General features: G+C 26.1%; 29 protein-coding genes and 1 pseudogene. 20 read left to right on the forward strand and 10 right to left on the reverse strand.

Annotation, left to right across the window (positions count from 1 at the left end; all coding sequences use genetic code 11):
- The first annotated feature begins 17 nt into the window (after positions 1 to 17).
- The 6 genes from ACTG47_RS08710 (at position 18) to ACTG47_RS08735 (ending at position 4,335) form a co-directional block, all read left to right on the forward strand.
- Positions 18 to 365, forward strand: a complete 348-nt coding sequence (locus ACTG47_RS08710; RefSeq protein WP_479926857.1) for a hypothetical protein — start codon at positions 18 to 20, stop codon at positions 363 to 365.
- An 11-nt stretch (positions 366 to 376) separates the two neighbouring features.
- Positions 377 to 547, forward strand: coding sequence for a hypothetical protein (locus ACTG47_RS08715; RefSeq protein WP_479926858.1), 171 nt, complete (start codon positions 377 to 379; stop codon positions 545 to 547).
- A 36-nt stretch (positions 548 to 583) separates the two neighbouring features.
- Positions 584 to 814, forward strand: a complete 231-nt coding sequence (locus ACTG47_RS08720) for a hemolysin XhlA family protein (RefSeq protein ID WP_054271786.1) — start codon at positions 584 to 586, stop codon at positions 812 to 814.
- A 16-nt stretch (positions 815 to 830) separates the two neighbouring features.
- The gene (locus ACTG47_RS08725; RefSeq protein ID WP_074076059.1) at positions 831 to 1,088 is read left to right on the forward strand and encodes a phage holin family protein; all 258 of its coding nucleotides are present in this window, start codon (positions 831 to 833) and stop codon (positions 1,086 to 1,088) included.
- Positions 1,088 to 1,861: a peptidoglycan recognition protein family protein gene (locus tag ACTG47_RS08730; RefSeq protein WP_479926859.1), complete on the forward strand. Its 774-nt coding sequence runs from the start codon at positions 1,088 to 1,090 to the stop codon at positions 1,859 to 1,861. Before ACTG47_RS08725 ends, ACTG47_RS08730 begins: the two co-directional genes overlap by 1 nt.
- A gap of 74 nt (positions 1,862 to 1,935) precedes the next feature.
- Entirely contained in the window at positions 1,936 to 4,335 is a 2,400-nt protein-coding gene (locus ACTG47_RS08735) for a cell wall-binding repeat-containing protein (protein WP_479926860.1), read from the forward strand.
- Between the two features lie 26 nt (positions 4,336 to 4,361).
- On the opposite strand, the gene ACTG47_RS08740 is transcribed toward ACTG47_RS08735, so the two are convergent.
- Positions 4,362 to 4,826, reverse strand: a complete 465-nt coding sequence (locus ACTG47_RS08740) for a hypothetical protein (protein WP_227830983.1) — start codon at positions 4,824 to 4,826, stop codon at positions 4,362 to 4,364.
- Positions 4,827 to 5,114: 288 nt separating this feature from the next.
- On the opposite strand from ACTG47_RS08740, the gene ACTG47_RS08745 reads away from it, so the two are divergent.
- Positions 5,115 to 5,594 (forward strand): hypothetical protein, encoded by a 480-nt coding sequence (locus tag ACTG47_RS08745; protein WP_479926861.1) that lies wholly within the window; start codon positions 5,115 to 5,117, stop codon positions 5,592 to 5,594.
- 114 nt (positions 5,595 to 5,708) lie between these two features.
- On the forward strand, positions 5,709 to 6,023 hold the full coding sequence (locus ACTG47_RS08750) for a hypothetical protein (protein ID WP_479926862.1): 315 nt from the start codon (positions 5,709 to 5,711) through the stop codon (positions 6,021 to 6,023).
- 164 nt (positions 6,024 to 6,187) lie between these two features.
- On the opposite strand, the gene ACTG47_RS08755 is transcribed toward ACTG47_RS08750, so the two are convergent.
- Together ACTG47_RS08755 and ACTG47_RS08760 are read right to left on the reverse strand one after the other, a co-directional pair.
- Positions 6,188 to 6,493: a hypothetical protein gene (locus ACTG47_RS08755; protein ID WP_479926863.1), complete on the reverse strand. Its 306-nt coding sequence runs from the start codon at positions 6,491 to 6,493 to the stop codon at positions 6,188 to 6,190.
- A 453-nt stretch (positions 6,494 to 6,946) separates the two neighbouring features.
- Positions 6,947 to 7,456, reverse strand: a pseudogene (locus ACTG47_RS08760) (prepilin-type N-terminal cleavage/methylation domain-containing protein).
- A 558-nt stretch (positions 7,457 to 8,014) separates the two neighbouring features.
- Between ACTG47_RS08760 and ACTG47_RS08765 the strand changes: the two are divergent.
- On the forward strand, positions 8,015 to 8,524 hold the full coding sequence (locus ACTG47_RS08765) for a helix-turn-helix domain-containing protein (RefSeq protein ID WP_479926864.1): 510 nt from the start codon (positions 8,015 to 8,017) through the stop codon (positions 8,522 to 8,524).
- A 641-nt stretch (positions 8,525 to 9,165) separates the two neighbouring features.
- Here the strand turns inward: ACTG47_RS08765 and ACTG47_RS08770 are convergent.
- Positions 9,166 to 9,366 (reverse strand): cold-shock protein, encoded by a 201-nt coding sequence (locus tag ACTG47_RS08770; protein ID WP_107619400.1) that lies wholly within the window; start codon positions 9,364 to 9,366, stop codon positions 9,166 to 9,168.
- Positions 9,367 to 10,118: 752 nt separating this feature from the next.
- On the opposite strand from ACTG47_RS08770, the gene ACTG47_RS08775 reads away from it, so the two are divergent.
- The 4 genes from ACTG47_RS08775 (at position 10,119) to ACTG47_RS08790 (ending at position 11,582) form a co-directional block, all read left to right on the forward strand.
- Positions 10,119 to 10,514: a BlaI/MecI/CopY family transcriptional regulator gene (locus ACTG47_RS08775; protein WP_479926865.1), complete on the forward strand. Its 396-nt coding sequence runs from the start codon at positions 10,119 to 10,121 to the stop codon at positions 10,512 to 10,514.
- Positions 10,515 to 10,539: 25 nt separating this feature from the next.
- A complete protein-coding gene (locus ACTG47_RS08780; protein ID WP_479926866.1) occupies positions 10,540 to 10,923 on the forward strand; it encodes a BlaI/MecI/CopY family transcriptional regulator in 384 nt (127 codons plus the stop codon).
- A gap of 216 nt (positions 10,924 to 11,139) precedes the next feature.
- A complete protein-coding gene (locus tag ACTG47_RS08785; RefSeq protein WP_479926867.1) occupies positions 11,140 to 11,337 on the forward strand; it encodes a hypothetical protein in 198 nt (65 codons plus the stop codon).
- Positions 11,338 to 11,372: 35 nt separating this feature from the next.
- Positions 11,373 to 11,582, forward strand: a complete 210-nt coding sequence (locus tag ACTG47_RS08790; RefSeq protein WP_479926868.1) for a hypothetical protein — start codon at positions 11,373 to 11,375, stop codon at positions 11,580 to 11,582.
- Positions 11,583 to 12,024: 442 nt separating this feature from the next.
- On the opposite strand, the gene ACTG47_RS08795 is transcribed toward ACTG47_RS08790, so the two are convergent.
- Positions 12,025 to 12,576: a helix-turn-helix domain-containing protein gene (locus tag ACTG47_RS08795; protein WP_479926869.1), complete on the reverse strand. Its 552-nt coding sequence runs from the start codon at positions 12,574 to 12,576 to the stop codon at positions 12,025 to 12,027.
- Between the two features lie 190 nt (positions 12,577 to 12,766).
- Here ACTG47_RS08795 and ACTG47_RS08800 point away from each other — a divergent pair, with 190 nt between their 5' ends.
- Together ACTG47_RS08800 and ACTG47_RS08805 are read left to right on the forward strand one after the other, a co-directional pair.
- The gene (locus ACTG47_RS08800; protein ID WP_479926870.1) at positions 12,767 to 13,729 is read left to right on the forward strand and encodes a PLP-dependent cysteine synthase family protein; all 963 of its coding nucleotides are present in this window, start codon (positions 12,767 to 12,769) and stop codon (positions 13,727 to 13,729) included.
- Between the two features lie 147 nt (positions 13,730 to 13,876).
- Positions 13,877 to 14,035: a hypothetical protein gene (locus ACTG47_RS08805; RefSeq protein ID WP_479926871.1), complete on the forward strand. Its 159-nt coding sequence runs from the start codon at positions 13,877 to 13,879 to the stop codon at positions 14,033 to 14,035.
- Positions 14,036 to 14,477: 442 nt separating this feature from the next.
- Here the strand turns inward: ACTG47_RS08805 and ACTG47_RS08810 are convergent, their stop codons facing one another.
- From ACTG47_RS08810 to ACTG47_RS08830, 5 genes are all read right to left on the reverse strand, one after another.
- The gene (locus tag ACTG47_RS08810; protein WP_479926872.1) at positions 14,478 to 14,798 is read right to left on the reverse strand and encodes a TIGR04076 family protein; all 321 of its coding nucleotides are present in this window, start codon (positions 14,796 to 14,798) and stop codon (positions 14,478 to 14,480) included.
- Between the two features lie 235 nt (positions 14,799 to 15,033).
- Positions 15,034 to 15,237 (reverse strand): helix-turn-helix transcriptional regulator, encoded by a 204-nt coding sequence (locus ACTG47_RS08815; protein WP_021384460.1) that lies wholly within the window; start codon positions 15,235 to 15,237, stop codon positions 15,034 to 15,036.
- Positions 15,237 to 15,596 (reverse strand): DUF3796 domain-containing protein, encoded by a 360-nt coding sequence (locus ACTG47_RS08820; protein WP_169470076.1) that lies wholly within the window; start codon positions 15,594 to 15,596, stop codon positions 15,237 to 15,239. Before ACTG47_RS08820 ends, ACTG47_RS08815 begins: the two co-directional genes overlap by 1 nt.
- 1,066 nt (positions 15,597 to 16,662) lie before the next feature.
- Positions 16,663 to 16,839 carry a hypothetical protein gene (locus ACTG47_RS08825; protein WP_009889562.1) on the reverse strand — a complete coding sequence of 59 codons (177 nt, stop codon included), beginning with the start codon at positions 16,837 to 16,839 and terminating at the stop codon, positions 16,663 to 16,665.
- 587 nt (positions 16,840 to 17,426) lie between these two features.
- Positions 17,427 to 17,675 carry a hypothetical protein gene (locus ACTG47_RS08830; RefSeq protein WP_479926873.1) on the reverse strand — a complete coding sequence of 83 codons (249 nt, stop codon included), beginning with the start codon at positions 17,673 to 17,675 and terminating at the stop codon, positions 17,427 to 17,429.
- 260 nt (positions 17,676 to 17,935) lie between these two features.
- Here ACTG47_RS08830 and ACTG47_RS08835 point away from each other — a divergent pair, with 260 nt between their 5' ends.
- The 5 genes from ACTG47_RS08835 (at position 17,936) to ACTG47_RS08855 (ending at position 22,890) form a co-directional block, all read left to right on the forward strand.
- Complete coding sequence (locus tag ACTG47_RS08835; RefSeq protein ID WP_479926874.1) at positions 17,936 to 18,958, forward strand: hypothetical protein; 1,023 nt, start codon at positions 17,936 to 17,938, stop codon at positions 18,956 to 18,958.
- A gap of 12 nt (positions 18,959 to 18,970) precedes the next feature.
- Entirely contained in the window at positions 18,971 to 19,858 is an 888-nt protein-coding gene (locus ACTG47_RS08840) for an ABC transporter ATP-binding protein (RefSeq protein ID WP_479926875.1), read from the forward strand.
- Between the two features lie 5 nt (positions 19,859 to 19,863).
- Complete coding sequence (locus tag ACTG47_RS08845) at positions 19,864 to 20,637, forward strand: ABC transporter permease family protein (RefSeq protein ID WP_479926876.1); 774 nt, start codon at positions 19,864 to 19,866, stop codon at positions 20,635 to 20,637.
- Between the two features lie 111 nt (positions 20,638 to 20,748).
- Positions 20,749 to 21,474: a response regulator transcription factor gene (locus ACTG47_RS08850; RefSeq protein WP_479926877.1), complete on the forward strand. Its 726-nt coding sequence runs from the start codon at positions 20,749 to 20,751 to the stop codon at positions 21,472 to 21,474.
- 3 nt (positions 21,475 to 21,477) lie between these two features.
- Entirely contained in the window at positions 21,478 to 22,890 is a 1,413-nt protein-coding gene (locus ACTG47_RS08855) for a sensor histidine kinase (RefSeq protein WP_479926878.1), read from the forward strand.
- The last annotated feature ends 1 nt before the right edge of the window (position 22,891 follow it).

Genomic DNA, 22,891 nt, shown 5'->3' on the forward strand with positions numbered 1-22,891 from the left:
GAAAGGTGGTAATTTAAATGAAAAGATGCAATAGAATAATTTATAATCAAGATGGGAAAATAATATTTCAAACAGGTGAAGCAACAGGTAATGTACTAGAACATGATACAATAACAGAACTACATTACTTAGATATTGAATTTGGTAGTATAGACTATAGTAAACAGTATATAGAATCAATAAATCCAGTTACAAAAGAACCTATTGCCAAAGATATAGAAATTGTTTTGACAGATGAACAAAAGAGATTGAAAGCATTAGAAGAAGAACTAAGTATGTTAAAAGAAGAAAATAAAAATAGAGATAGTGAGATAGTAAACACAGCCTTTGAAGTAGTAAATATGAAATTAAATAACAATTTATAGGAGGAATTAACATGTACAACTTATTAAAATTAATGATAGAACAAAAGAACTATAGTACCAAAGAGGATTTACAACACAAGATGGATGTATTCTATGCAGTAAATAGGATTACAGAGGAACAATATTTAGAATTAACAGGTTTATTAAATAAAGAAGAAACACCAGTAGAACCAACAAAATAGGTTCTTTTTTTTATTTCAATTAATAAGGAGGTTTTCATGAATGAAGAACTTTTCAAAGACCATTTGAAACGACATGAAGTAACAATAAATAAACATAATGATGAAATAGACGAATTAAAAGTAGCAAATATAGAGTCTAAAGCAGAGTTAAAAGCACTATGTGAGAATTTAAATTCTCTTACAAGTATGCTAAAGTGGTTGATTGGGACAATGATTACAACACTTGTAGGATTCTTTATATTTGCCATACAGAGAGGAATATTTTAATTAGGAGGCTAAATAAATGGATAATTTAATAAGTTTTATACCAGAGCAGTTACTAATTTTAGTAGCTGCTCTTTATGTTATAGGAGCAGGTTGTAAGAAGTATAAACAGTTAGATAACAAGTATATTCCAGTAGTGCTATTGATACTTGGGATAGGTTTTTCAGTATGGATGCTAGGATTAAATGCTGATGCAGTCTTACAAGGTGTAATTTGTTGGGGTATATCAATAGGTATAAATCAAACTTACAAACAGTTAAAGGAGGAAAATAAGTAATGGTAGATATAATAAAGATGTTAACAAAGAAAAAGTGTTATCCAAACAAGAATAATGCAAAGTTTATAGTAATTCATGAAACTGACAACGAGGACAAGGGAGCAGATGCTAAAAGACATGCACAAGCACTCAATAATGGTAACTTAGAAGCAAGTGTACATTACTATGTAGATGATAAAGTAATATATCAAACACTATCTCATTCTGATGGAGCTTGGGCGGTTGGTAAAAGTTATGGAACTGCATTAGTTGCAGGAGTTACAAACTATAATAGTATAAACATAGAAATATGTGTAAATAAAGATGGTAATTATACAAAAGCAAGACAAAATGCAATAGACTTAACTAAAAAGTTAATGAGAGATTTAAATATTAGTGCAGATAAAGTAATTAGACATTATGATGCTAAGAAAAAATATTGTCCTCGTAAGATGCTTGATAATCCGAAATTGTGGGTAGATTTTAAAGATAAGATAAAAAATAGTGGGGGAGTGAGTAAGATGTATAAATATACAATAGTTTATGATGGAGAGGTTGACAAAATCCCTGCAACTGTAGTTGGTTGGGGTTATAATGATGGCAAAATATTAATATGTGATATAAAAGATTATGTACCAGGTCAGACAGAGAACTTATATGTTGTCGGTGGAGGAGCATGTAATAAGATAGGTTCTATAACTAAAGAGAGATGCACTATGATAAAGGGAAATGATAGATTTGATACACTTTATAAAGCATTATATTTTATTGATAGATTATATAAAACATTTTAGTATTTCTTGAGAATTATAAATATGGTAATATTTAGATAAAGATTATTTATTATTAATAGGTATGGGGGTAGATTATGACACTTAAGAAATATATAAAATCATTACTAATAGTTGCTAGTGTTACATTGATAATGAGCAAATCAATATTATTGGTAAATGCATTAGATTTAGAGAGTAACAGTGACCTACAGTCTTATAAAAGAAAGAATATAAAGGAAGTTGATATAACCAATAAATTTGTCGACGAATCTTTTAGAAGAGATATTGTTGAAAAGGTATTAGAGAATAGAGAGGATCCATTAACAAATGAAGTTGCATCAAAAGATAACTATAAAATATATGAAAGTGATTTAAACAAAATCGAGAGCTGTTTAGAGTTAAATTTACATAAAAATCCAGATGTTTCCAATCCAAAAAAAATAGATAATTTAGAGGGGATAGAAAATTTTAAAAATCTAGAAAAACTTGATTGTAGTTCAAACAATCTAGAAAATGTAGATTTAAGTAAAAATATAAAATTAAAATATCTAGATATTAGTGGAAATAAAATATTAAACATTGATTTAAAAAACAATAATTTTATTAATGAATTACATTGTGATTCAAATAAATTATCAAGTTTAGATCTTAAAAATAATAAAAATCTGGTAAATTTATTTTTTACTAGTGATGAATTAACAGAGATAGATTTAAGTAATAATGTAAACTTAGAAAATTTACAATTTCTTAATAATAATTTAAAAAGTATAGATTTAAGCCATAATAAAAAGTTGAAATCTCTAAATTGTACTAACAATAAACTTGAATCTCTTAATTTAAGTAACAATATTTTTTTGGAAAATTTAAGTTGTTCAGGTAATAACCTAAGTAAATTAAATATAAAAGGACTTACAAGTCTTGAGTATTTGGGATGTGCTAAGAATAAATTACAAGATTTGGATGTATCTACAAATATAAAATTAGATTCTTTGTTTTGTGGAAAAAATGGTTTAACAAAAATAGATATAAGTAAAAATAAAGAATTAAATTCACTAGAATGTAGTGGTCAATACATAGAAAAAAGTATTATAAAAAGTGGTGAAAATATAGTTGTAGATATAGGAAGTGAAAATTCAAAATTAAAGGAATTATATCCACAAAATTATAATATCTCAACAGGTTTTCTAACATGGAAAAATATTTCTGACTTTCCAAATGACATAAGTTATAGTTTGGAATATGAATATGGTCCAGTAAATGATGTAGAGACTATGGATGTAAATATATCAATAGATAAAATAGTGAAATGTAGAATCAGATACATAGATTATGATGGAAGTATAATTAATGGAAAAGAAATATCAGATAATTCCAGTATAAATGAAATTCAAATTAATCCACAAAGAGAAAACTATGAGTTTAGTGGTTGGAGAAACAATAAAAATGAAAAAATATATACATCAGAGCAAGTAAGTAAATTAGTTTTTGATGATAGTATTGATTTTATAGCTACTTATAAAAGAAAATCAACAGGATCAAGTGGTTCTTCTGGTGGAACTTCAAGTAAAGAAGATTTTAATATGGCACCATCTAAGGAAAAAATAACAGGTGTAGATAGAAATGAAACATCAGTAAAAATAAGTCAAAAAGGATGGAATAAAGCTGATAATATAGTGTTAATAAATGATTCTAGTATATCTGATGCCTTATCAGCAACACCATTTGCTAAGTCTAAAGATGCACCAATACTACTTACTAAAAATAATAACTTAAATAAATTAACAGAAAAAGAAATAAATAGGTTAGAAGCAAAAAATGTTTACATAGTAGGTGGATTAAAGTCTGTTGATGAAAAAGTAGTATCTGATTTAAAGGAAAAGGGATTAAATGTAATTAGGATATCTGGAAATGATAGATACGAAACATCAATAAAACTTGCAAAAGAATTAGATAAAAATTCTAAGTTGTCAAAAGTAGTAGTGGTAAATGGAGAAAAGGGACTAGCTGATGCAGTAAGTATGGGAGCTATATCAGCAAAAGAGGAAATGCCAATTCTTCTTACTAATCAAAATGATGATATGAAAGATATAAAAGACTTAATAGATGATAAAGACATATCAAAATCATATGTAATAGGTGGAGAATCTTTATTTAATAGTAAAGAAGTGAGTAATACATTACCATCTGTAACTAAAATAGCAGGTTCTGATAGAACAGAAACTAACTCAAAAGTAATAAATCATTTCTATAGTAAAGATACACTTAATGACTTGTATATAGCTAAGAATGGAATGAATAAACAAGATGACTTAGTAGATGCTTTATCGGTAGGAGTACTTGCAGGTAAAACGGAATCTCCAGTAGTATTAGTTGGAAATGGATTAGATAATAGACAAAAAGAGTTAATTAAGAATAAAAAGTTTAAAAATATAACTCAAATTGGTGGAAATGGAAATGAGAAAGCATTTAGTGAAGTAGAAAACTTAGTTAAATAGATTAGAAGGTAGCAACTAGCTAGTTGTTACCTTCTTTTTTTATGCTTTCTTTCTCTAAGTTTTTCATTTTTCATACTTTCTAGTACTTCTAAAGCTGTTGTATAAAATTGTATATTATTTCTATAAGGTATAGCTATTGGAACTATTCCTTTATTAACTAAAATAGTAAGAATCACAATAAGTGCAAAGGTCATCGCTGATTTAATAAAATAATTAGCTATATCCGATAAATCAAACGTTAAATTAATTATTGTAGAAAAAACAACAGCCATTATAGATATATACAAAGCGAATATAGGATTATTATTTTTTTGTAATTGCCCCTTAAGTCTAGCTTGTTCCATTTCTATATCTCGAATACTTTTTATAGAATCCATTTCACTATAATGCTTATAAACCTTTAAATAATATTTTTTATACTTATTTAAGTTTTCTTTGTTATCTTCAAGATATTTGTTACTTAAATCTTGTTTAACCTCTCCAAAATCCATACTATTCCTCCTAGATTGTTATATAATATACTTTAATTTATAGCATATTTAAGAACTTATATCAGCAATTTGTCGAACGATTTTTAGATGAAAATAGAGCAAGACTACATGAGAAAAATTCACAGAGATTTATTCTGATGATTTATGGTTAACAATGGATAGGGCTAGAGAGTTTGTAAAAGCCAAACTATAGATTTAATACTTATATTCTAGTAAACATCTTAATAAATAAGTTATAATATAGATATAAGTTGTATGTAGAAAAATTCTAATAAAGGGGATGATACTATGAAATATAAAATACGATATATTTTAGTAGGAATATGCTTAATGTTGTGTATATATCTTACAACATTTATAAAGCCTACAATAAATTTCTCAGCTAAAATAAATGGTATCACTACTGAGGATTATAAGAGAATAAAAAAAGAGGAGCAGGGTTTACCAATAAATGTAGATATTAAGCGTTTAAAACATGTTGATATTCAAGTTAAAGCTAAATCACCAAATATATTAATAAAAGATATAAAATTTAATTCAGATGGTTTTTATGATTTTCTGAGGGATAATGAAAAAGTTAGGATGTTGGGAGATAGTATTGTAACATATAATAAAAAACATACTGAAACCCTTGAAGTATACTTAGAAAACGCTAATGATAAAGAATTAAAAGATATAATTGGAAATTTCAAATATGTAATATCATGGAAAAATATATGGAATTATCAAAGCGAAGAAATATTCTATCTAAAAGACTATTTGAAATAGAATAGAAGGGAGCAATTAACTCTAGTTACTACCATACTTGTGTCTAAAAAATATTGGTATATGTTAACTTATATAATAAGCTGGAGATATATTATTAATGTGAGGAGATTAATTATGAAGAGGATAAAGTTAGTATTAACAACAGCATTATCTATTATTGCAATGTTTCTAATATTACATTCAACGCCTGCACTAGCACTAAAGACTCATGTATTTTTCAATGGATATTTCAAAGAAGCTATTACTACAGGAATAGTTGATGATGAGTTGCATAACAAAATAGATAAAGAAAAGTTGTCAAAAGAAAATGCAAAATGTTATACATTAACTAAACCTCCAATTGAGAAAGCTACAGAATCATACTTGAGAAATTATAAGGTCACTAAGAAAAATCCTTTATATTTTGCTGAATATTATGGAGATTGTTAAACGTTATAATAATTTTTTATAGTATTTTCTCATAACTATTTAGTTATATTGGTTGACAAAAACAGTATGAAATCAATACAATATTAGACAAATCAAAAGAAGATGATAGGGTAATCCTATTACCTTCTTTTGATTAGCAATTCTATTAGTATTTTATAAATAGTTTATATAGTTATATATTTCTTTCTAATTAAATAATATAAGATTGTTGTTATAATAACTATTAAGATAATTGCTATTATTGTAATATCTAATAAACCTATAGCTATATATTCAAAGCCTATTACATAGCGATAAAGCACTTCCAGTTTAACAGTTCTTTTCCTATCTATATTTCCATACATTGATTCTAATTTATTAAAATATTTTTCACTGCAAAACCTAGTTTTAGGTTTAATTAAAGATATTATTGTAGTTAATACTATAATTCCCAATCCAATAAGTATAAGATTGATATTCTCAAAATTCATAGTAGGATACCTCCTTCATAATTTAGCAAAATAGAGTTAATTTTCTTAATCAAAGTATATCAGCAATATAAGTATAAAGAGTATCTAAAATATTACAAATATTAACATGATACATAAAATTATAGTAGAAGTTGTAATAATAAAACGAATGAAAATTATCATACTAAACATAGGTCATGTTATAATTGTATTAGATATATACATTAACATACACCAAAGCACTCTTTTTATAGGAGTGCTTCTTTTTTGATAGACATCCATAACCTTACTCAACACACCTTAAAATCGATTTAAATAGGTCTTTTTCATAGGGTAAATATAAAAATAGAAGTGCACTGTAAATACACTTCTATAGTTGTAATTAAGCCTTTTCATATTGTGAGAATAATTTTTATCTTTTTCCAAACAATATTATTTGTTTAATCAATAATTATTAAATTAATATTGTTATGTTTAAGATTTGGGTTCATTGTTAAGTAAAGTTATAATTATATTTATTTTACCTTGAGGATATTCTATCTCTATTGAATTTCCATAATCATTTTTTAATTTTTCTACACCACTTTGGCTTATTTCTCCATCAGGAATTATAATTAGCTATAAGAACTCTTTTTCTCCACCGCTAGACATCAATGTATATGAGCCATTATAAGGCATACCTAAACCTTCTATGTTATGAGCTAGAGGGTCAACTTTAAGACCACCATTTACTACTATCTTTCCATCTTTTTTCGTCCATGAAATCACATTTCCATCAGTAAACTTAGATTCATCAGCATAATAACTAAGTGATGCACTTTTTATTGCAGTTACATCAGACTCTAATTTAGCTATTTTAGCCTTTTCTATATTTTTAAATAAAGCTGGGAGAGCTATTATTGCTAAGATACCTATTATAGCAACTACCACCAATAATTCCACCAGGGTAAATCCTCTTTTGCTTTTCCATCTTTTATTCTTCATTTATTCAGCCTCCTTATTATTAAAACAGATAATATATAAAATTATAACATTGATATATCGTCACGACCTATATTTTACCATTGTTGGATACAAAAGTCACTTTTGTAATAATAGTTAATTGGCAAATATATATTTTAAAAATCAATTCAAGTACCTTTTTTTATAATGTAATAAAAAATTATATTGGGTTCAAATTTTTTTTCGGCTTTATTAAAGGCGCAACAATGCTAGGAACACCAATGAATAGGTAATTTAACGTTTTTCTAACTTGTATTTTTGAGATGTTTGCAAAGTATGAATTACCTAGAATCCCGCCCAATTCCTGCCAGGATTTTATAAAGACTTGAAACACGATATAAGGATGCGCAGAATAACTTGACAGATCCAACGTTTGAATTTAGAGTAAAAGAAGGAAAAGTGTTCGCCTTTGGCATAGAAGGCGTACTCGCTAAATCCCAATTTTCCTATTAAAAGTTAAATGTTAATATGCGTTGCTTGTAGCAACGGGCACTTCCTCATACAATAGTGGTGACACTAAAAGAAAGGAGGTTATCACTAATGTTAAGTGAAAACATTAAAGCAATCAGAAAATCAAAAGGGCTTTCGCAAGAAGAACTTGCTATCAAGTTGAATATAGTGCGACAAACAATTTCTAAATGGGAGAAGGGACTGTCCGTTCCTGACTCTGATATGTTAATCTCTATATCGGAAGTGCTAGAAACACCTGTAAGCACTTTGCTTGGAGAAAATGTTATTGAGTCTAAGGTTGATGGCTTAAAAGCGATTTCCGAAAAACTGGAGGTTATAAACTTGCAATTTGCACAAAGGAAGATCATGAAACAAAAAATGGTTCATTGGCTACTTATCTCATTGTGTGTGGTCATAGTAATAATTTCTGCGGTTCTAATAGCAATAAATAGTCCTTACTTGGGTTGGAATTATAGTGATCCTGAAACAGCAGTTTTCGGAGCAGCTTTTCACATATTTGAATGGCTGTTTGTTAGGTTAGCACCTATTATTCTTATCGGGGCAATCTCTGGAGTTTTCTTGACACGAAAGGAAGTATAAAATTGTACACTTTTGGGTATAGTTTAGACTTCAAACTATTAGTTTGTTGGCTGGTTGAAATGCCCCCTATTGGTAAAAGGCGCATTTCTTATTTTGCTATTTTCAATATTGGCAAGCAGGGCACAATGATACACACTGTTGCGCGTCTGCTTATTTTCCGCTTTGTGAAAACTGTTTAAACTGCTTGTCAAGGAGCTCACCAGCCTCACCAGCAAGGGCTGCGGATACATGTCCTTGTGGGCGCTGCATACACTTGAGGAGCATACGCGGGCGTTATGACACTCAAAATGATAAAGTGAATGTACGATACAAAACATCTCAAAAATGAGCTTCTAACGTTCCATAGGTACATTATTTACCAGATGGAGAGTAAGACAGAAATCTCGCGCATTTCATGCGGTTTTACAGCGTCCCATACAAGCAGTTATGCAATCCTATAAGTCGGATTTACACGATTGTCTGAATAAAAAAATAGAAATGTATTCACAGTACACTTCTATATCTGTAACTAAGCATTCTCATGTCAGAGAGTGCTTTTTTCATTTCTCCAAACAATGTTGTTTACTTCATCAATAATTATCTTATATATACTAACAATAAAAAAAGACCCTAAAAAGAGTCTTTCCCGAAAAATCTATATATTATAATATAGTTATGTTTTCTGCTTGATGACCTCTAGCGCCTTTAACTATATCAAAGCTTACTTTTTGACCTTCTTCTAGTGATTTAAATCCTGAAGTTTGTATAGCTGAGAAATGAGCAAATACATCATCTCCACCTTCTACTGTTATAAAACCAAATCCTTTTTCATTATTAAACCATTTCACTATTCCATTATTCATTAAAAATACTCCTATTAACCTGTATCAAGATATACTTGATTTAATTGTGCATTAACACAAATACTATTGTATCATAGATTAATAGAAATGTCTACTTAATTATATTTTTTAGTTAACATTTATGCTTATTCTTAATATTGAAAATATATTTAAGACTTTTGTATTGCTATAGATTGATACGAATGTAGATAAAGCTAAAAAGGATTCTCTATAAAACAAAATCTATTTGATTATCCCTACTAATACTATCACTTGATGTGAATAAGATTCTAATTCATTATACTATAGTATAGAATAATCTAAGTGTGTATCTATAAAATTATAATAATAATAATATTAAAACCAGTATAAGCAGTCAATATATGTGTATATCCATACAATTTATTTTTAAATATATATATTATTGCCCACATAAAAAACTTTCACAAAAACAAAAGAGTATATGTTTTTAATAACTTACCAATATAACTTATGACTCATCTTACGAGTCTTATTTAATAAATATTTATTCCATTAAATTTCTCTAATTTTGCCAATTTACTTCTATTCTACAATTAAAACAATGCAATACGACTAGTTATTATTCAACGTATGTATTTGAAAATTGAATAAGTTTATAGATATGAATAACATTTTTTATATATAAAAACAAACTAAATAAGTAGAATATATGGTAAATTTTACCTGTAGTTTTTGTGTTAAAAAGCTCCTATTATTAGTTTAAGTTAAACACATTGAGGAAGTGACATAAATTGAAAGAAGAAATAATAATTAGCAAATTGCGTAGGGGCGAGTTAATGCTGATGGAATATTTATGGAGGAAAAAGTCTATTCTATATAAAAAAGAAATAATAGAAACAATGAAAAATAGATATAAGTGGAGGAAAAGTACAACAAAGATTCTTCTAAAAAGATTAGTAAAGATGAAAGTGTTAAAAAAGAAAATAGTGAGTTTTAAATCTGATTATGAGGTGCTAGTAACTAAAAAAGAATATTTAAATGCTATAAGAGAAGAAAGAAATATAAATATAGATGATGATTTTTTTGCTCGAATATTTACAACTATACATAAAGGAAATCAAATGATAGAAGAAAAATTTGAAAAATTCATAACAGATATAAAAGATATGATAAAAAGACAAGTTTGAGTTTTATAGAAAGAAGGGATATATTATGATAAATAAGAAATTACCAGATACAGAACTAAAAATCATGAAGTTTATTTGGAACTCAGGTTATAAAACTGTAACATCGAAGGATGTTGCAGATGAGATAGAAAAAATATATGGCTGGAAACATACAACTACAATTACACTTTTAACTAGACTAACTAAAAAAGGTTTTTTAATCTCTCAAAGAATTGGAAAACATGTGCACTATACAGTATTGGTGAAAGAAAAAGAATATCTAAAACTGGAAGGTAAAAGAATTTTTGGAGGTTTACATAACAATCCTCTATCAGAACTGATTTCAAAATTACACGATGGAGAAGAAATAACAGAAGATAAAATAACAGAAATAGGGGACTGGATAAAAAGTTGGAAGGATGAAGATTAATAAGTGAAAGGTAGCTACTAATATAAGTGCTACCTTTTTATTACTGTGGAAAAGTCATGTAAAAATTGTGGATAATATATTTTACTGACATCTAACTGACGAAACAAGAATAAATAAGTTTAAAACATTGAAAAATGAACATTTACAGAAATATATTTGGTACATGTATTATATCAAATTTGAGATATAAATTCTATTATATAATAGTAAATAGTGGTGAAATACAGTTATTTACTATTATTCCCTAATTTAAAATTAGAGGAGAAAAGAATCTTTAGAAATTTAAATAATAATCCTCTTTCAGGTTTAATTTCAAGTTCGCATGAAGAAAAAGAAATAACAGTAGATAAAATAGAAGAATTACAAGATTGTATAAAAGCTTGGGAAAATATAACAAATATACACAAAAGGTAGTGATTATTTAGTGATAGATGCTACCTTTTATTTTTGTGAATAATAGTCTAACATCAAACAATAAGGATATTAAAAACTTAATACTGATATATGACAACACAATATTAGATGTTGTAAATAAATTAAAGATACATAAACACTATGCAAAACATTCATATAGAATATCTAAAAGAATTAAAAAGCAAAATGTATTAGATTTATTGAGTATTTTTGATAGCTATGGCAGTAATATCAAAATTTTCTAAACTAATAATCTTGAACGAGTTATATATTTTGTCAGTTAAGCTCCACTTTAAAAGCTTAAAAGGGTAACGAAATATTTAATAAGTTATAATAAAAAATATTAAAAAAGAGTGCAAAAGCACTCCAATTGTGAGAAATATATACATAAAATCATTATTGAAACAATGAAAAATGTACATATAAAAGACATTTTTTGTTTATATTACATGATAATATATTAATGTTAACTAGATGTTTATCAGAGTAACATAAAAGAAAAAAGGAGTAACTCATACTCCATTTGTCAAAAATATAAAACTTTCATATAAGGTTATTATAACATAATTAATAAAAGTGTAAAGATATATAATAAATTTGTAAAGTTAAAGGTAAAAAGATAAATCCTAGTTTAAAGGATTTATCTTTTTGTATAAGAAATAATTATTCTATTCCTAAATAACATTTTTAAACTGGATAATAATTTATTATTACCGTTTTTAATGTTTTTTCTCCTTGATTATGGTATGTATGTGATGATTCAGCTGAAAAACAAATAGAGTCATTCTCTTTAAGTTGATAAATACAATCACTTACTTCTAATTTTAATTGTCCTTCTAGAATCATAATGTATTCTTGGGATTTTTCAGAATGGCCAACAGATGTATAACTATGACCTTCTTCTAATTCCATTTGAAATAACTCGAAGTTCCTAGTTGGTGTATTAGGGTAGTAACAATAAAGACGATAATCTTCGTTTTCTGAAACTTGTACATCTATATCAGCTTTTGAAACAATAAAAGTTTCATTTTTAGGTTGGTCAAGTATTGCAGTATATGGGACATTTAGTCCACTTGCAATTTTCCAAATTGTATTTACTGTTGGATTAGAGTCACCTTTTTCAATCTGTGATAGCATGACTTTGCTTACACCAGATAATTCTGCAAGTTGACCTAGACTTAGGTTACGTTCATTACGTAATCTATTTAAATTTTTAGCAATAATAGTATTAATACTCATATTAACTCCTTAAAATGTAAAATATTGACAAATATAATTTACGAATGTATAATTTATTTAACGATATTTATAATTTACAAAGGTATAATATAATTAACGTTAAATATACTGTACATCCGTAATATAAATTATACTTCATAAAGGATTGTTTTTCAATGGATGTTAGTTGAGAGATTAAGGGGGAATTGTAATGCGTGTACTTAATAATGTTACAGAAGCTATAGGCAATACTCATATGTTATGTTTATCTAAAATAGCAAAGGAATTTGGAGTTGAAGGTAATATTTATGCAAAGATGGAATATTTAAATCCCGGATTCAGTAAAAAGGACCGTGTAGCATTACAAATGATTACAGAAGCAGAAAATGCAGGGCTATTAGTTCCAGGTCAAGCAGTTGTGGAATTAACAAGTGGCAATACAGGAACAGGATTAGCAATAGCTTGTGCATGTAAAGGTTATAAATTTATTGCATGTATGTCAAAAGGAAATTCTATGGAAAGAGCAAGAATGATGAAAGCTTTAGGGGCAGAAGTGGTGCTTGTAGACCAAATGCCAAATTCAGTTCATGGACAAGTATCTGGTGAAGATTTAGCACTTGTAGAAGTTGAGGCTCAAAAAATAGCAGAAGAAAGAAATGCATTTAGAGCAGACCAATTCAATCTAGAAGCTTGTAATCATGCACATGAATGTTATACAGCAGAAGAAATGTGGGAGCAATTAGATGGGAACATTGATGTATTTGTAGATTTTCTTGGAAGTGGTAGTACTTTTGCTGGTTGTTCAAAAACACTTAAAAAACATAAACCTTCTATTAAATGCTATGTGGTTGAACCTGCAACAGCAGCAATTTATTCAGGAAAAGAAATAACTGACCAAGGGCATAAAATACAAGGTGGAGGTTATTCTATGGATTTGCCACTAGTAGACAAAAAACTTATTGATGGATACATTCAAGTTACAGATGATGAAGCAACTGACGTAGCAAGAAAATTAGCTAAATTAGAGGGTGTCTTTGCAGGTTTTTCTTCTGGTGCAAATGTATGTGCAGCAATCAAGTTATTACAAAGTACAGAAAAAGGGAAGAATATAGTCTTGACTCTTAATGACAGTGGTCTAAAATACTTAAGTACTGATTTATATGAAGAATTATAATAATATTAGAACTATGATATATTGTTTCTTAAATTAAATATATAGATTTAAATTATAAAAAGTATCTCAATGTAGTTTTTGAAAATTATAAAAGAGATGCTTTTTATTTTATAACCATAGAATGTTATAGGTGTAATAATAAAAATAGTGGAAAGTGAATCAATATGCAAGAGTGCATATACTGTAACTATTTTCTTAGATTGCATAAGGTTAGATATAAGTATAAATATAGAAAGCTATTCTTATTCAGTAAGTTTTATCTATTTATGCTTATGTTTAGATTTTTATGAAATAGCTAGAACTTGAGAAAAGGACAACAATGATAAACATTGGTGTAAAGATTAAGCTAAAAAACTTATCAAAAAGATTTTTATATAGCTAATTAAAAAAAGTAATCTTGTAGATGAAAATTAGTTTTTGAAAGAAATTGAATTCTGAAATTAAATTTATACTTTGAAAACATGAAGGTATATAAATTTGACTAGATAAAAGACTTATAAAATAATTAAGTTAATAAATTAATGTGAGTTTATATAGATATTAATGATTATTTACTTTTTTATGTGTGTTTCATTTAATAAAAAGAGATATTATTAGGACTATAATATCTCTTTTTATTAAATAATAGAATAAATTATTAGTATAAGTGTATTTTATATTACAATATATAATCATAAAAAATAATAGACTGACACTATAATGATGATGTAGTAGTTATAAATTATAGTTTTTATATAACAAGTTTATATTATATTTCAGATTCTTCATCTGTTCTCTCAACTTTAAAAATAACAGGACGAATACCATCATTACAAGAACATATAGCAATTCCTTCTTTATCTATCCAATCACCATAGTAAAACAATTCACTACCATGAGATAAGGCAAATACATACTGATACATTGCCTTCCATGCTTCATCACATAATTTCTCAGGTTTCGCAAAATCTCCGAAAAATACTTCCCCTACTTTATGCATAGGACATTTTCCAATACCTTCACATCCATATTCATCCGCTAAATCTTGATGGAATGTAGTTTTTATAACTTCTATCTTACATTTTTTCATAAAAGTCATCTCCTTATATATTTGTTTATATAAGTATATGTTCTATTTTATGTTTAAACAAGTACTTACTTTTAAGTAGAATACTAACATTTAGGATAGTGTTTCTATTTAGGAGGAGGGTTAAATAAGCATGAAAGACTATAATATATCAAATTTGACAAATATAATTTTTATTTTATTTATATATGTTTTTTTGTTATTAGTAGAAAATAGTTATGATTTTTTGATATGCTTACTAATCTTTTATATATTCAAATATTTCTTCTATACTTACATTGAATACATTAGCAATATCAAATGCTAATTTTAATGAAGGATTATATTTTCCATTTTCCAAGTTACCTATAGTTTCTCTTCTTACTCCTACTAGTGATGCAAGTTCCTCTTGATTCATATTATATCTTGCCCTGTATTCCTTAGTTTTTGAACGAATTATCATTATTCTAATCCTTTTCCTTCTCTATGTTGTAGGTATGCAAAAACTCCTATGAAACTAATCATTGCTATAGAAAAGCTAATTCCTAGTCCATTTTCTATATTAGAAGTTTTACCTGAAACAATTGATATAACCATAGATGCTGATAATGATGTAAGTGTTAAGAAAAACGCTGGAGTTGCTGCTTTTCTTAAATTTTCTTTAAATAACTCATCTGGCATGATATTAAAATATCTGAAGAAAATAAAAAACGAACAGAAGCTAATTGTATGTACTTTACCAGTATACAATATACCAATTAATCCTAGAAAACCTAAGAATCCTAAAAATCCAAGTTTATTTAATTCTTTAAAATCTTTCATTAATAATTCCTCCTATGTCACAAAATGTGATGTATTTTTAACTTCTTGTGAAGAATATATAACATTTTATGGCAACTATGCAATACTAAAATTAAATTTTATATAAAAATTAATTATCTATATTAATAATAAAATACATAAAACTATAGAAAAAATTGTAATGATAAAACTAACGAAAACTACCATACTAAAATGTAAGATATATTATAATTTATTAGAGACACATATAAATACATATTAAAATCACTCAAAAAATAGGAGTAATTATTTTTTTATTATAATTATCAAATTTATTTTTTATCAATAGAATAAACTCATTCTCCAAAGCTGTGCTTCTTTTAATAAAATATTAATCCGTTCTTGCTTGCCATCTGTGTAACTCTTACGATTGTTAGAAAATAATTCTGCTAGTTGTTGTTTTCTTTCATCATAATATTTACCTCCCAAAAGTTTGATTTGTCAGCTTACACCTTATACACTTAATGTGAACACTAGTATTTATTTTAACTTAAACTCAAACACTAGTTATGTCAAGTTATCCTACATATTCAAAAAATTAATTAATAAAGTCTTTAAGAGAAATTGTTTTAAACGAATTATAAATAGATGATTTCATAAAAACAATAAATAAACATAAAGAAAATATAAGAATTTTGTCTAGTTATACATTTTTATTGACCAGTTACGCAGTTGATATTGAATATTCTAAATATTGGTGTTATTTTATAGGTGGTTTAAACATACAAGGGGGATTTTATAGATGTTATTTGTATGATTTATAGAGAATGTATAAAATAGTAAAAATTTAGAGCTATATTTGATGAAATTACAGAATATATGTATAGAATAATGCTCATACATTAAGTTAGATATATGAAATGTATAATTTGTATTGGATAATTCATTTTTATGTGTATGCTTTTAACTGTTTTAATGAAAAAGTAAAGATGTACTCCCAATACATCTTTACTTTAGCAGAAGTTATAGTTACTTATAAAGTACAAAAAAATTATATATTTATTAAGGTAGGTAAATCCAAAAAGGCTTTCCTAGGAAAAACTTAATTTTAATTATATCGACTCACTAATAATAAAACTTGATGTAAGCATGTTTCAACTACAGTTTCTCCATATTCTGATATAAAATCATCTAATTGTGTATCTAAAAAATTACAATAATCATATGAACTACTTATATAAGCAGTTAATATATGTGTACATTTGTCTATTTCTCCAATAAACATATTATTCATCCCCCTAAAAAATTTAGTAAAAGTAAAAATTGTATTTTAGTAACAAAATAACAAAACTCATAAAATTTTTTAGTACTAGTTCCTATAACTCTATAAAACCAAATTTTCCTAGATTTACCAATTTAGTTTTATTCTACAAATATATAATACTAGAAGATGCTCTATTATTCAACATGCTTGTTTGAAAATGAAAAATATTATGAAATTATACTTGTTGTTTTGAAAAGAAAAATTAGTGATAAATAAGTTTATATGCAATTATTTAGATTAAAAATTGTGATTTTAAATTAACTAGTTTTATTTCAAATAGGTAAATGTAAAAATGAGTTAGATAAAATATTATAAATAAAATAATAAAATAGAAAGCTTATTTTAATATTAGTAAAAATTTTTAAGGTGTATGTAATAAAAAATTATATAAAGTATTTATAAACACCAAAAGATATAGAGAACTATGCATAACAGTTCTTTATATCTTTTTAACATATTTAAAAATTTTATAAATTAACAAGAAATATAAAAATATATATAGAATAAATTTTATTAATTAACATTAAATAAACTGAATAAAAGAATTACTATTTAATAATCTTTCCACAATAAGGACAGTAAGAACCATTCTTTAAAAGTTCCATCCTTGAATCTAAACAATGATTACAGTTTGGACAACGATAAAATTTCCATTCAATAAAAATACCCAAAAGAATAAAAATGATTGAAAATGCATAGTTTCTCATAAAAATAATAAATGCAGCTGCAATGACAAACATGCCTATGGATGCTAAAAAACTTATTCTCAATTTTGTATAAATATCTATATTTCTCATATAATCACCAACTTATTTTAAATTTAATCTTACTAATAAAAGTATAGCAAGTATCTTATAAAAAAGATAAACTAAAAGATTACAATAAATTATAAACATATTACAAACTATTTTCTAAAATAGTAAATTTAAAAGCATATTTTTAATGAGTTTCAATAAATCAAACAATTTAAGCTTTATTTAAGGTTAAGACTATATTGATATAAGATTTAAGTTTTAATATATAGGTGTAATCAAAATAATTTAGGAGGATTAGTACATTGGTAAATTGGGAAATGAAAAAATTGATTAAATCTAAAAGCATGTTTATATCTTTAGGGATATTAATGTTAATACTATCAATCAATATCTTTATTAAACCTGTTTTAGAGACAGAAAATTATTATATAGATAAGGAAAAAGGGCGTATAGAGGATACAAGAAGTAGTGAAGATATAGGTAATTATAAATTTCAAAATAAGATTAATGTTTTAAAACAACTTTCAAATCAAAAAGGGACAGACGTATTTTCTAAAAAAATTAAAGCAATATCAAATAATAAACTTTATAATTTAAGTGTTAATGAATATAAAGATGTTAATTTTTGGAGGGTATTTAATTATAGAGCTACAAATCCACTTATAAATGTAGGAATATTAATTACTATTGCTATAATTATATCAAATATTTATATAGATGAAGTGATTTCTTCAGTAAGAGATATAATACTATCATCAAAAGAGAAGAAGAAAGCATTAAAGTCAAAAATAGCTATTGCTTTCTTAGTTCCACTGATAATTTATTCTGTTTATTTAATTGGAATATTCATCATAACATGTATGCAACAAGGTATGCCAACTAATGGAGACTTAGAGGCTTTTAGAATAGTAGATAACATAGTTACTTTGAAATCCAATTTAAGCATAACAAATTACGTAATATCAAATATAGGTATCGAACTTTTAATGTTTGAAGGATGGGCTATGATAGCCATATTAGGTTCATTTATAAGTAAATCTTCAATAGCATCAATAAGTTTTTTTATAGTTATTATAGCTATAACTAAGATAATGTCAGTAATTCGTATATTACCTAAAAAATTACTTCTAGTTATTTCTACTGTAAATTATTATGATTTGATATTCGGATTTAATAAAATAATAGGAAATTATTTAGGAGAGATTATGATATTTAAAATGCATATAGATATTGCTAGTCTATCAATATGGGTTTTGGTAGCAATATTCATATGTGTTATGTCATTATGTTTTTTAGTAATAAAGTCAGATTATATAAGTAAATAAAGGAGAGTTAAGATGAATAAGTTAGAAATAAAAAACCTTTCAAAGATATATGGTAAGAAAGTAGTAAATGATAATATTACAATAACTCTAGAAAACGGAGTTTATGGTCTTTTAGGACCTAATGGAGCAGGAAAATCCACTTTAATGAAACAAATAACAACGTTGATAAAACCTGACAATGGTCAAATTCTATATAATGGTAAGGATATATTTAATATGGATGATGATTATAGAAATATTTTAGGATATCTACCACAAGAATTTGGAGTTTATAAAAACTTTACAGCAAAACAATTTTTACAGTATATTGGAGCATTAAAAGGCTTAAAGGAAAAAGATTTAAAGAGTAAGATAGATGAATTATTAGAATTAGTAGGACTATATGATGTAAGAAATAAGGCTATAGGAAAATTTTCTGGAGGTATGAAGAGAAGAGTTGGTATAGCGCAAGTTTTACTAAATAATCCAAAAATCATAGTCCTTGATGAACCAACAGCAGGTCTTGACCCACAAGAAAGAGCCAGATTTAGAAACTTAATAGCTAAAATATCTAGAGATAAGATAATAATTCTTTCTACTCATATAATTTCAGATATAGAATCAGTTGCAAAAGAAACAATAATGATTAAAAAAGGTAAGCTTCTAGTGAAAGGAACGCACAAAGAAATATTAAATCATATGGAAAACAAAGTATATAATATTCGAGTTGAAAATGAGTGTGAAATTGATAAAATTCAATCTAAGTATAAGGTTATAAGTATTCAAAGTGATGTTGATTCAATAGTGCTTAGAATAGTTTCAGATGATATGCCAACTGAAACTAATACACAACCAGTTCAGGCGAAATTTGAAGATGTATATATGTTTTACTTTGATTTAGAAGATGCAAAGGAGGTATAGTATAAATGATATATTTAGTTAAATCTGAGATGATAAAAATATTAAAATCAAAAAGTATTCTGTTGGTTTGGGTGTTTCTACTACTTTTTGGCTTTATTCTGATTAGAAAGTTTGATGTTTTAGATACGTATGCAGATATATTTTATAAGATAGAAGGTTCTATACCTTTAATAGGTTTGGTAATGTTTATGATAACTTCTGGAAATTATACAAAAGAATATGATTCTAATATGACTGGTTTAATAAATACAACTAAAAATGGTAAAAAATCAGTAGTATTATCAAAAATAATAGCTAATGGCCTAGTTTTATCTATGATTAATATTTCTTTTATACTATTAGTAGGAATTAGAGGATTTAGTTTTTTTGATTTTCAACATTTGAATGAGCCGATTAAAAATTTATGGTATTTTGGAAATAGTAATTTAAATATTACAGTAATCCAAATGTATCTTATTGTCATAGTAACTAATGTTTTTGCTTCTTTTATATTTGCACAAATAGGTTTAACACTTTCATCTATATCTAAATCCTCTATAATGCCATTTATATTAGGAGGATTAATAATGGCAATCCCATATTTCAGCGTAGGTTTTATTCCAGAGAAAGCTATAAAATTTATGTCAATAACTCCAAACTGGATTATGATGAGCCAACAAATTGTTAGATATAATGTACCAAATATATTGATAGGTTTATCCATACTAATCTCAATTACATTAATGATAATATTAACTAAAATAACATATAAAAATTTTACATCAAGTAAGAGATTTTAACCAAAAATAATAGTATCTTTCTTTATATATTAGTTTACTTTTAAATAATATAAATTAATTTTTAGGAAAATGTATGCTAATATATAGGTAAATTATCATAGGAGGTTATTTATGGAAAATAGTATTTTAATAATAGATGATGAGGTAGAAATATTAAAACTTTTAGAAACAGTATTAAAAAAAGAAGGTTTTAAGAACATATATACAGCAAAAACTAGAAGAGAAGGGTTAGAAATATTTAAAGACATTAACCCTGATTTGATTATACTAGATATTATGTTGCCTGATGGAGAAGGTTATGATATTTGTAAAGAAATAAGACAAACTTCTAATTCTCCAATAATGTTTTTATCAGCTAAAACTGAAGAACTAGATAAATTACTTGGGCTTGCAATTGGAGGAGATGATTATGTTACAAAACCATTTAGCCCTAAGGAAGTAGCTTTTAGGGTTAAAGCCCACTTAAGAAGATTAAGTTATTTTAACGAAGGTCAAAATGAAAGTATGGATTTAGACAACAATAAAGAAAAAATTGTATCATTTGGACCATATAAATTAAATGAAAGTAGAGCAGAGCTTATAAAAGATGGAAAGTCTATTGGATTATCTGCGAAGGAATTAAAAATATTATCTTTATTTGCACATAATCAAAATCAAATTATAAGTAAAGAGAGATTGTGGGATAAGGTGTGGGGAGAAGATTATGTTGGTTTTGATAATACTATAATGGTTCATATAAGGAAAATTAGAGAAAAATTAGAGGATAATCCTTCAAAACCAGAATATATTCTGACAATAAAAGGTCTTGGATATAAATTAGCAGTAAAGGAAGATTAGAATATGGGATGGAAGATTACTAGAAACTTTATGCTTACAATCGTATTTGTGGTTATATCAGTAGTTATTATAAATATTATTTCTATATTGTATGTTGTTTCAACAAATAGTTTTTTTAAAGTTATGGATTCTAAAAATAATCCTGAAGGATTTGTACGTTCTTTTGAAAAAGATTTATATGAAAATGATGGAGAGCTTAGGTTATCAAAGGGCGGACTTGATAAATTAGCAAAATCAAATTCTTGGTTACAAGTTTTAAATGATTCGGGGGAGGAAGTATATGGAATAAATGTACCAAAAGATACTCCTAAAAAATATACCCCCTTTCAAATGGTTAACAACTACAAGTATAGAGAAACAAATTACATTAATTTTGTTTTAGAAAAGTCTTTAAACAAAAAACATTTAAATATAATAATTGGTATACCTAGTAGAGATACATCAAGAACAATTTTAACTTATTCTAAAGATAGTATTAAAGAAATTTTAAATAAAATCATTATTATAACTCTTGTAATTGATGGTATGGTCGCTTTAGGAATAGGTTACTTATTTAGTAGAAAACTTACAAAACCAATATCAAGTGTACTATGGAGTATTGAGAATATGGCTAATGGAAATTATAGTTTATATCTTAAAGATAGAGGTATCTATGAAGAAGTTTTTGCAAATATCAATATGTTGGCTGATACTTTAAGGATAAATGAAGCAGAGAGAAAAGAAAATGAAAAATTGAGGGAGGAATGGTTAGCAAATATAACACATGACATAAAAACTCCTCTAGCATCTATACAAGGATATGCAGAAATAATCAATGATAAAGATTATGAGTTTGTAGAAGATGAGTTGCGAGAGTATGCAGAAATTATATATAATAAGTCTAAGTATATAAAAGATTTGGTGGATGACCTAAATTTATCTACTAGATTAAAAAATAATAATATAGTTTTGAATAAGAAAAAAATAAATTTAGTTGGTTTGGTTAGAAATATAATAGTAGACATTTTAAATGATAGTAGATATAAAAATAGGTATATTGAGTTTGAATACTATGAAGATTCAATAGAAGTATGTGCAGACTCAATTTTATTAAGAAGAGCTATAACCAATCTTATATTTAATTCAATAGTTCATAATAGTGAAGACACTTTAATAAAGATAGAAGTTGCAAAAAAGGATAATGTAGAAATTATAATAAAAGATAGTGGAGTTGGGATAAGTGAAAATGATTTAAAACATATTTTTGAAAAATATTATAGGGGTACCAATACAGGCGAATTGCATAAAGGTTCAGGGCTTGGAATGGCCATTTCTAAGGAGATAATAGAGATTCATAAGGGAAATATTTATGTAAATAGTAAAATTGGAGTAGGAACAGAAATTATTATAGAAATAAATCAAAATAAGGAGATATAAT

It is taken from the genome of Clostridioides sp. LIBA-6622, from assembly GCF_056716095.1.

Bases quoted from the DNA above. Each gene is read 5' to 3' on its own strand.
- ACTG47_RS08825 (WP_009889562.1), bottom strand. From the start codon at position 16,839: ATGTTTATTGGAGAAATAGACAAATGTACACATATATTAACTGCTTAT.
- ACTG47_RS08740 (WP_227830983.1), bottom strand. From the start codon at position 4,826: ATGGATTTTGGAGAGGTTAAACAAGATTTAAGTAACAAATATCTTGAA.
- ACTG47_RS08745 (WP_479926861.1), top strand. From the start codon at position 5,115: ATGAAATATAAAATACGATATATTTTAGTAGGAATATGCTTAATGTTG.
- ACTG47_RS08725 (WP_074076059.1), top strand. From the start codon at position 831: ATGGATAATTTAATAAGTTTTATACCAGAGCAGTTACTAATTTTAGTA.
- ACTG47_RS08750 (WP_479926862.1), top strand. From the start codon at position 5,709: ATGAAGAGGATAAAGTTAGTATTAACAACAGCATTATCTATTATTGCA.
- ACTG47_RS08765 (WP_479926864.1), top strand. From the start codon at position 8,015: ATGTTAAGTGAAAACATTAAAGCAATCAGAAAATCAAAAGGGCTTTCG.
- ACTG47_RS08850 (WP_479926877.1), top strand. From the start codon at position 20,749: ATGGAAAATAGTATTTTAATAATAGATGATGAGGTAGAAATATTAAAA.
- ACTG47_RS08815 (WP_021384460.1), bottom strand. From the start codon at position 15,237: ATGATAATTCGTTCAAAAACTAAGGAATACAGGGCAAGATATAATATG.
- ACTG47_RS08810 (WP_479926872.1), bottom strand. From the start codon at position 14,798: ATGAAAAAATGTAAGATAGAAGTTATAAAAACTACATTCCATCAAGAT.
- ACTG47_RS08820 (WP_169470076.1), bottom strand. From the start codon at position 15,596: ATGAAAGATTTTAAAGAATTAAATAAACTTGGATTTTTAGGATTCTTA.
- ACTG47_RS08795 (WP_479926869.1), bottom strand. From the start codon at position 12,576: ATGAGTATTAATACTATTATTGCTAAAAATTTAAATAGATTACGTAAT.
- ACTG47_RS08840 (WP_479926875.1), top strand. From the start codon at position 18,971: ATGAATAAGTTAGAAATAAAAAACCTTTCAAAGATATATGGTAAGAAA.
- ACTG47_RS08715 (WP_479926858.1), top strand. From the start codon at position 377: ATGTACAACTTATTAAAATTAATGATAGAACAAAAGAACTATAGTACC.
- ACTG47_RS08800 (WP_479926870.1), top strand. From the start codon at position 12,767: ATGCGTGTACTTAATAATGTTACAGAAGCTATAGGCAATACTCATATG.
- ACTG47_RS08770 (WP_107619400.1), bottom strand. From the start codon at position 9,366: ATGAATAATGGAATAGTGAAATGGTTTAATAATGAAAAAGGATTTGGT.
- ACTG47_RS08755 (WP_479926863.1), bottom strand. From the start codon at position 6,493: ATGAATTTTGAGAATATCAATCTTATACTTATTGGATTGGGAATTATA.
- ACTG47_RS08855 (WP_479926878.1), top strand. From the start codon at position 21,478: ATGGGATGGAAGATTACTAGAAACTTTATGCTTACAATCGTATTTGTG.
- ACTG47_RS08845 (WP_479926876.1), top strand. From the start codon at position 19,864: ATGATATATTTAGTTAAATCTGAGATGATAAAAATATTAAAATCAAAA.
- ACTG47_RS08735 (WP_479926860.1), top strand. From the start codon at position 1,936: ATGACACTTAAGAAATATATAAAATCATTACTAATAGTTGCTAGTGTT.
- ACTG47_RS08720 (WP_054271786.1), top strand. From the start codon at position 584: ATGAATGAAGAACTTTTCAAAGACCATTTGAAACGACATGAAGTAACA.
- ACTG47_RS08780 (WP_479926866.1), top strand. From the start codon at position 10,540: ATGATAAATAAGAAATTACCAGATACAGAACTAAAAATCATGAAGTTT.
- ACTG47_RS08710 (WP_479926857.1), top strand. From the start codon at position 18: ATGAAAAGATGCAATAGAATAATTTATAATCAAGATGGGAAAATAATA.
- ACTG47_RS08830 (WP_479926873.1), bottom strand. From the start codon at position 17,675: ATGAGAAATATAGATATTTATACAAAATTGAGAATAAGTTTTTTAGCA.
- ACTG47_RS08730 (WP_479926859.1), top strand. From the start codon at position 1,088: ATGGTAGATATAATAAAGATGTTAACAAAGAAAAAGTGTTATCCAAAC.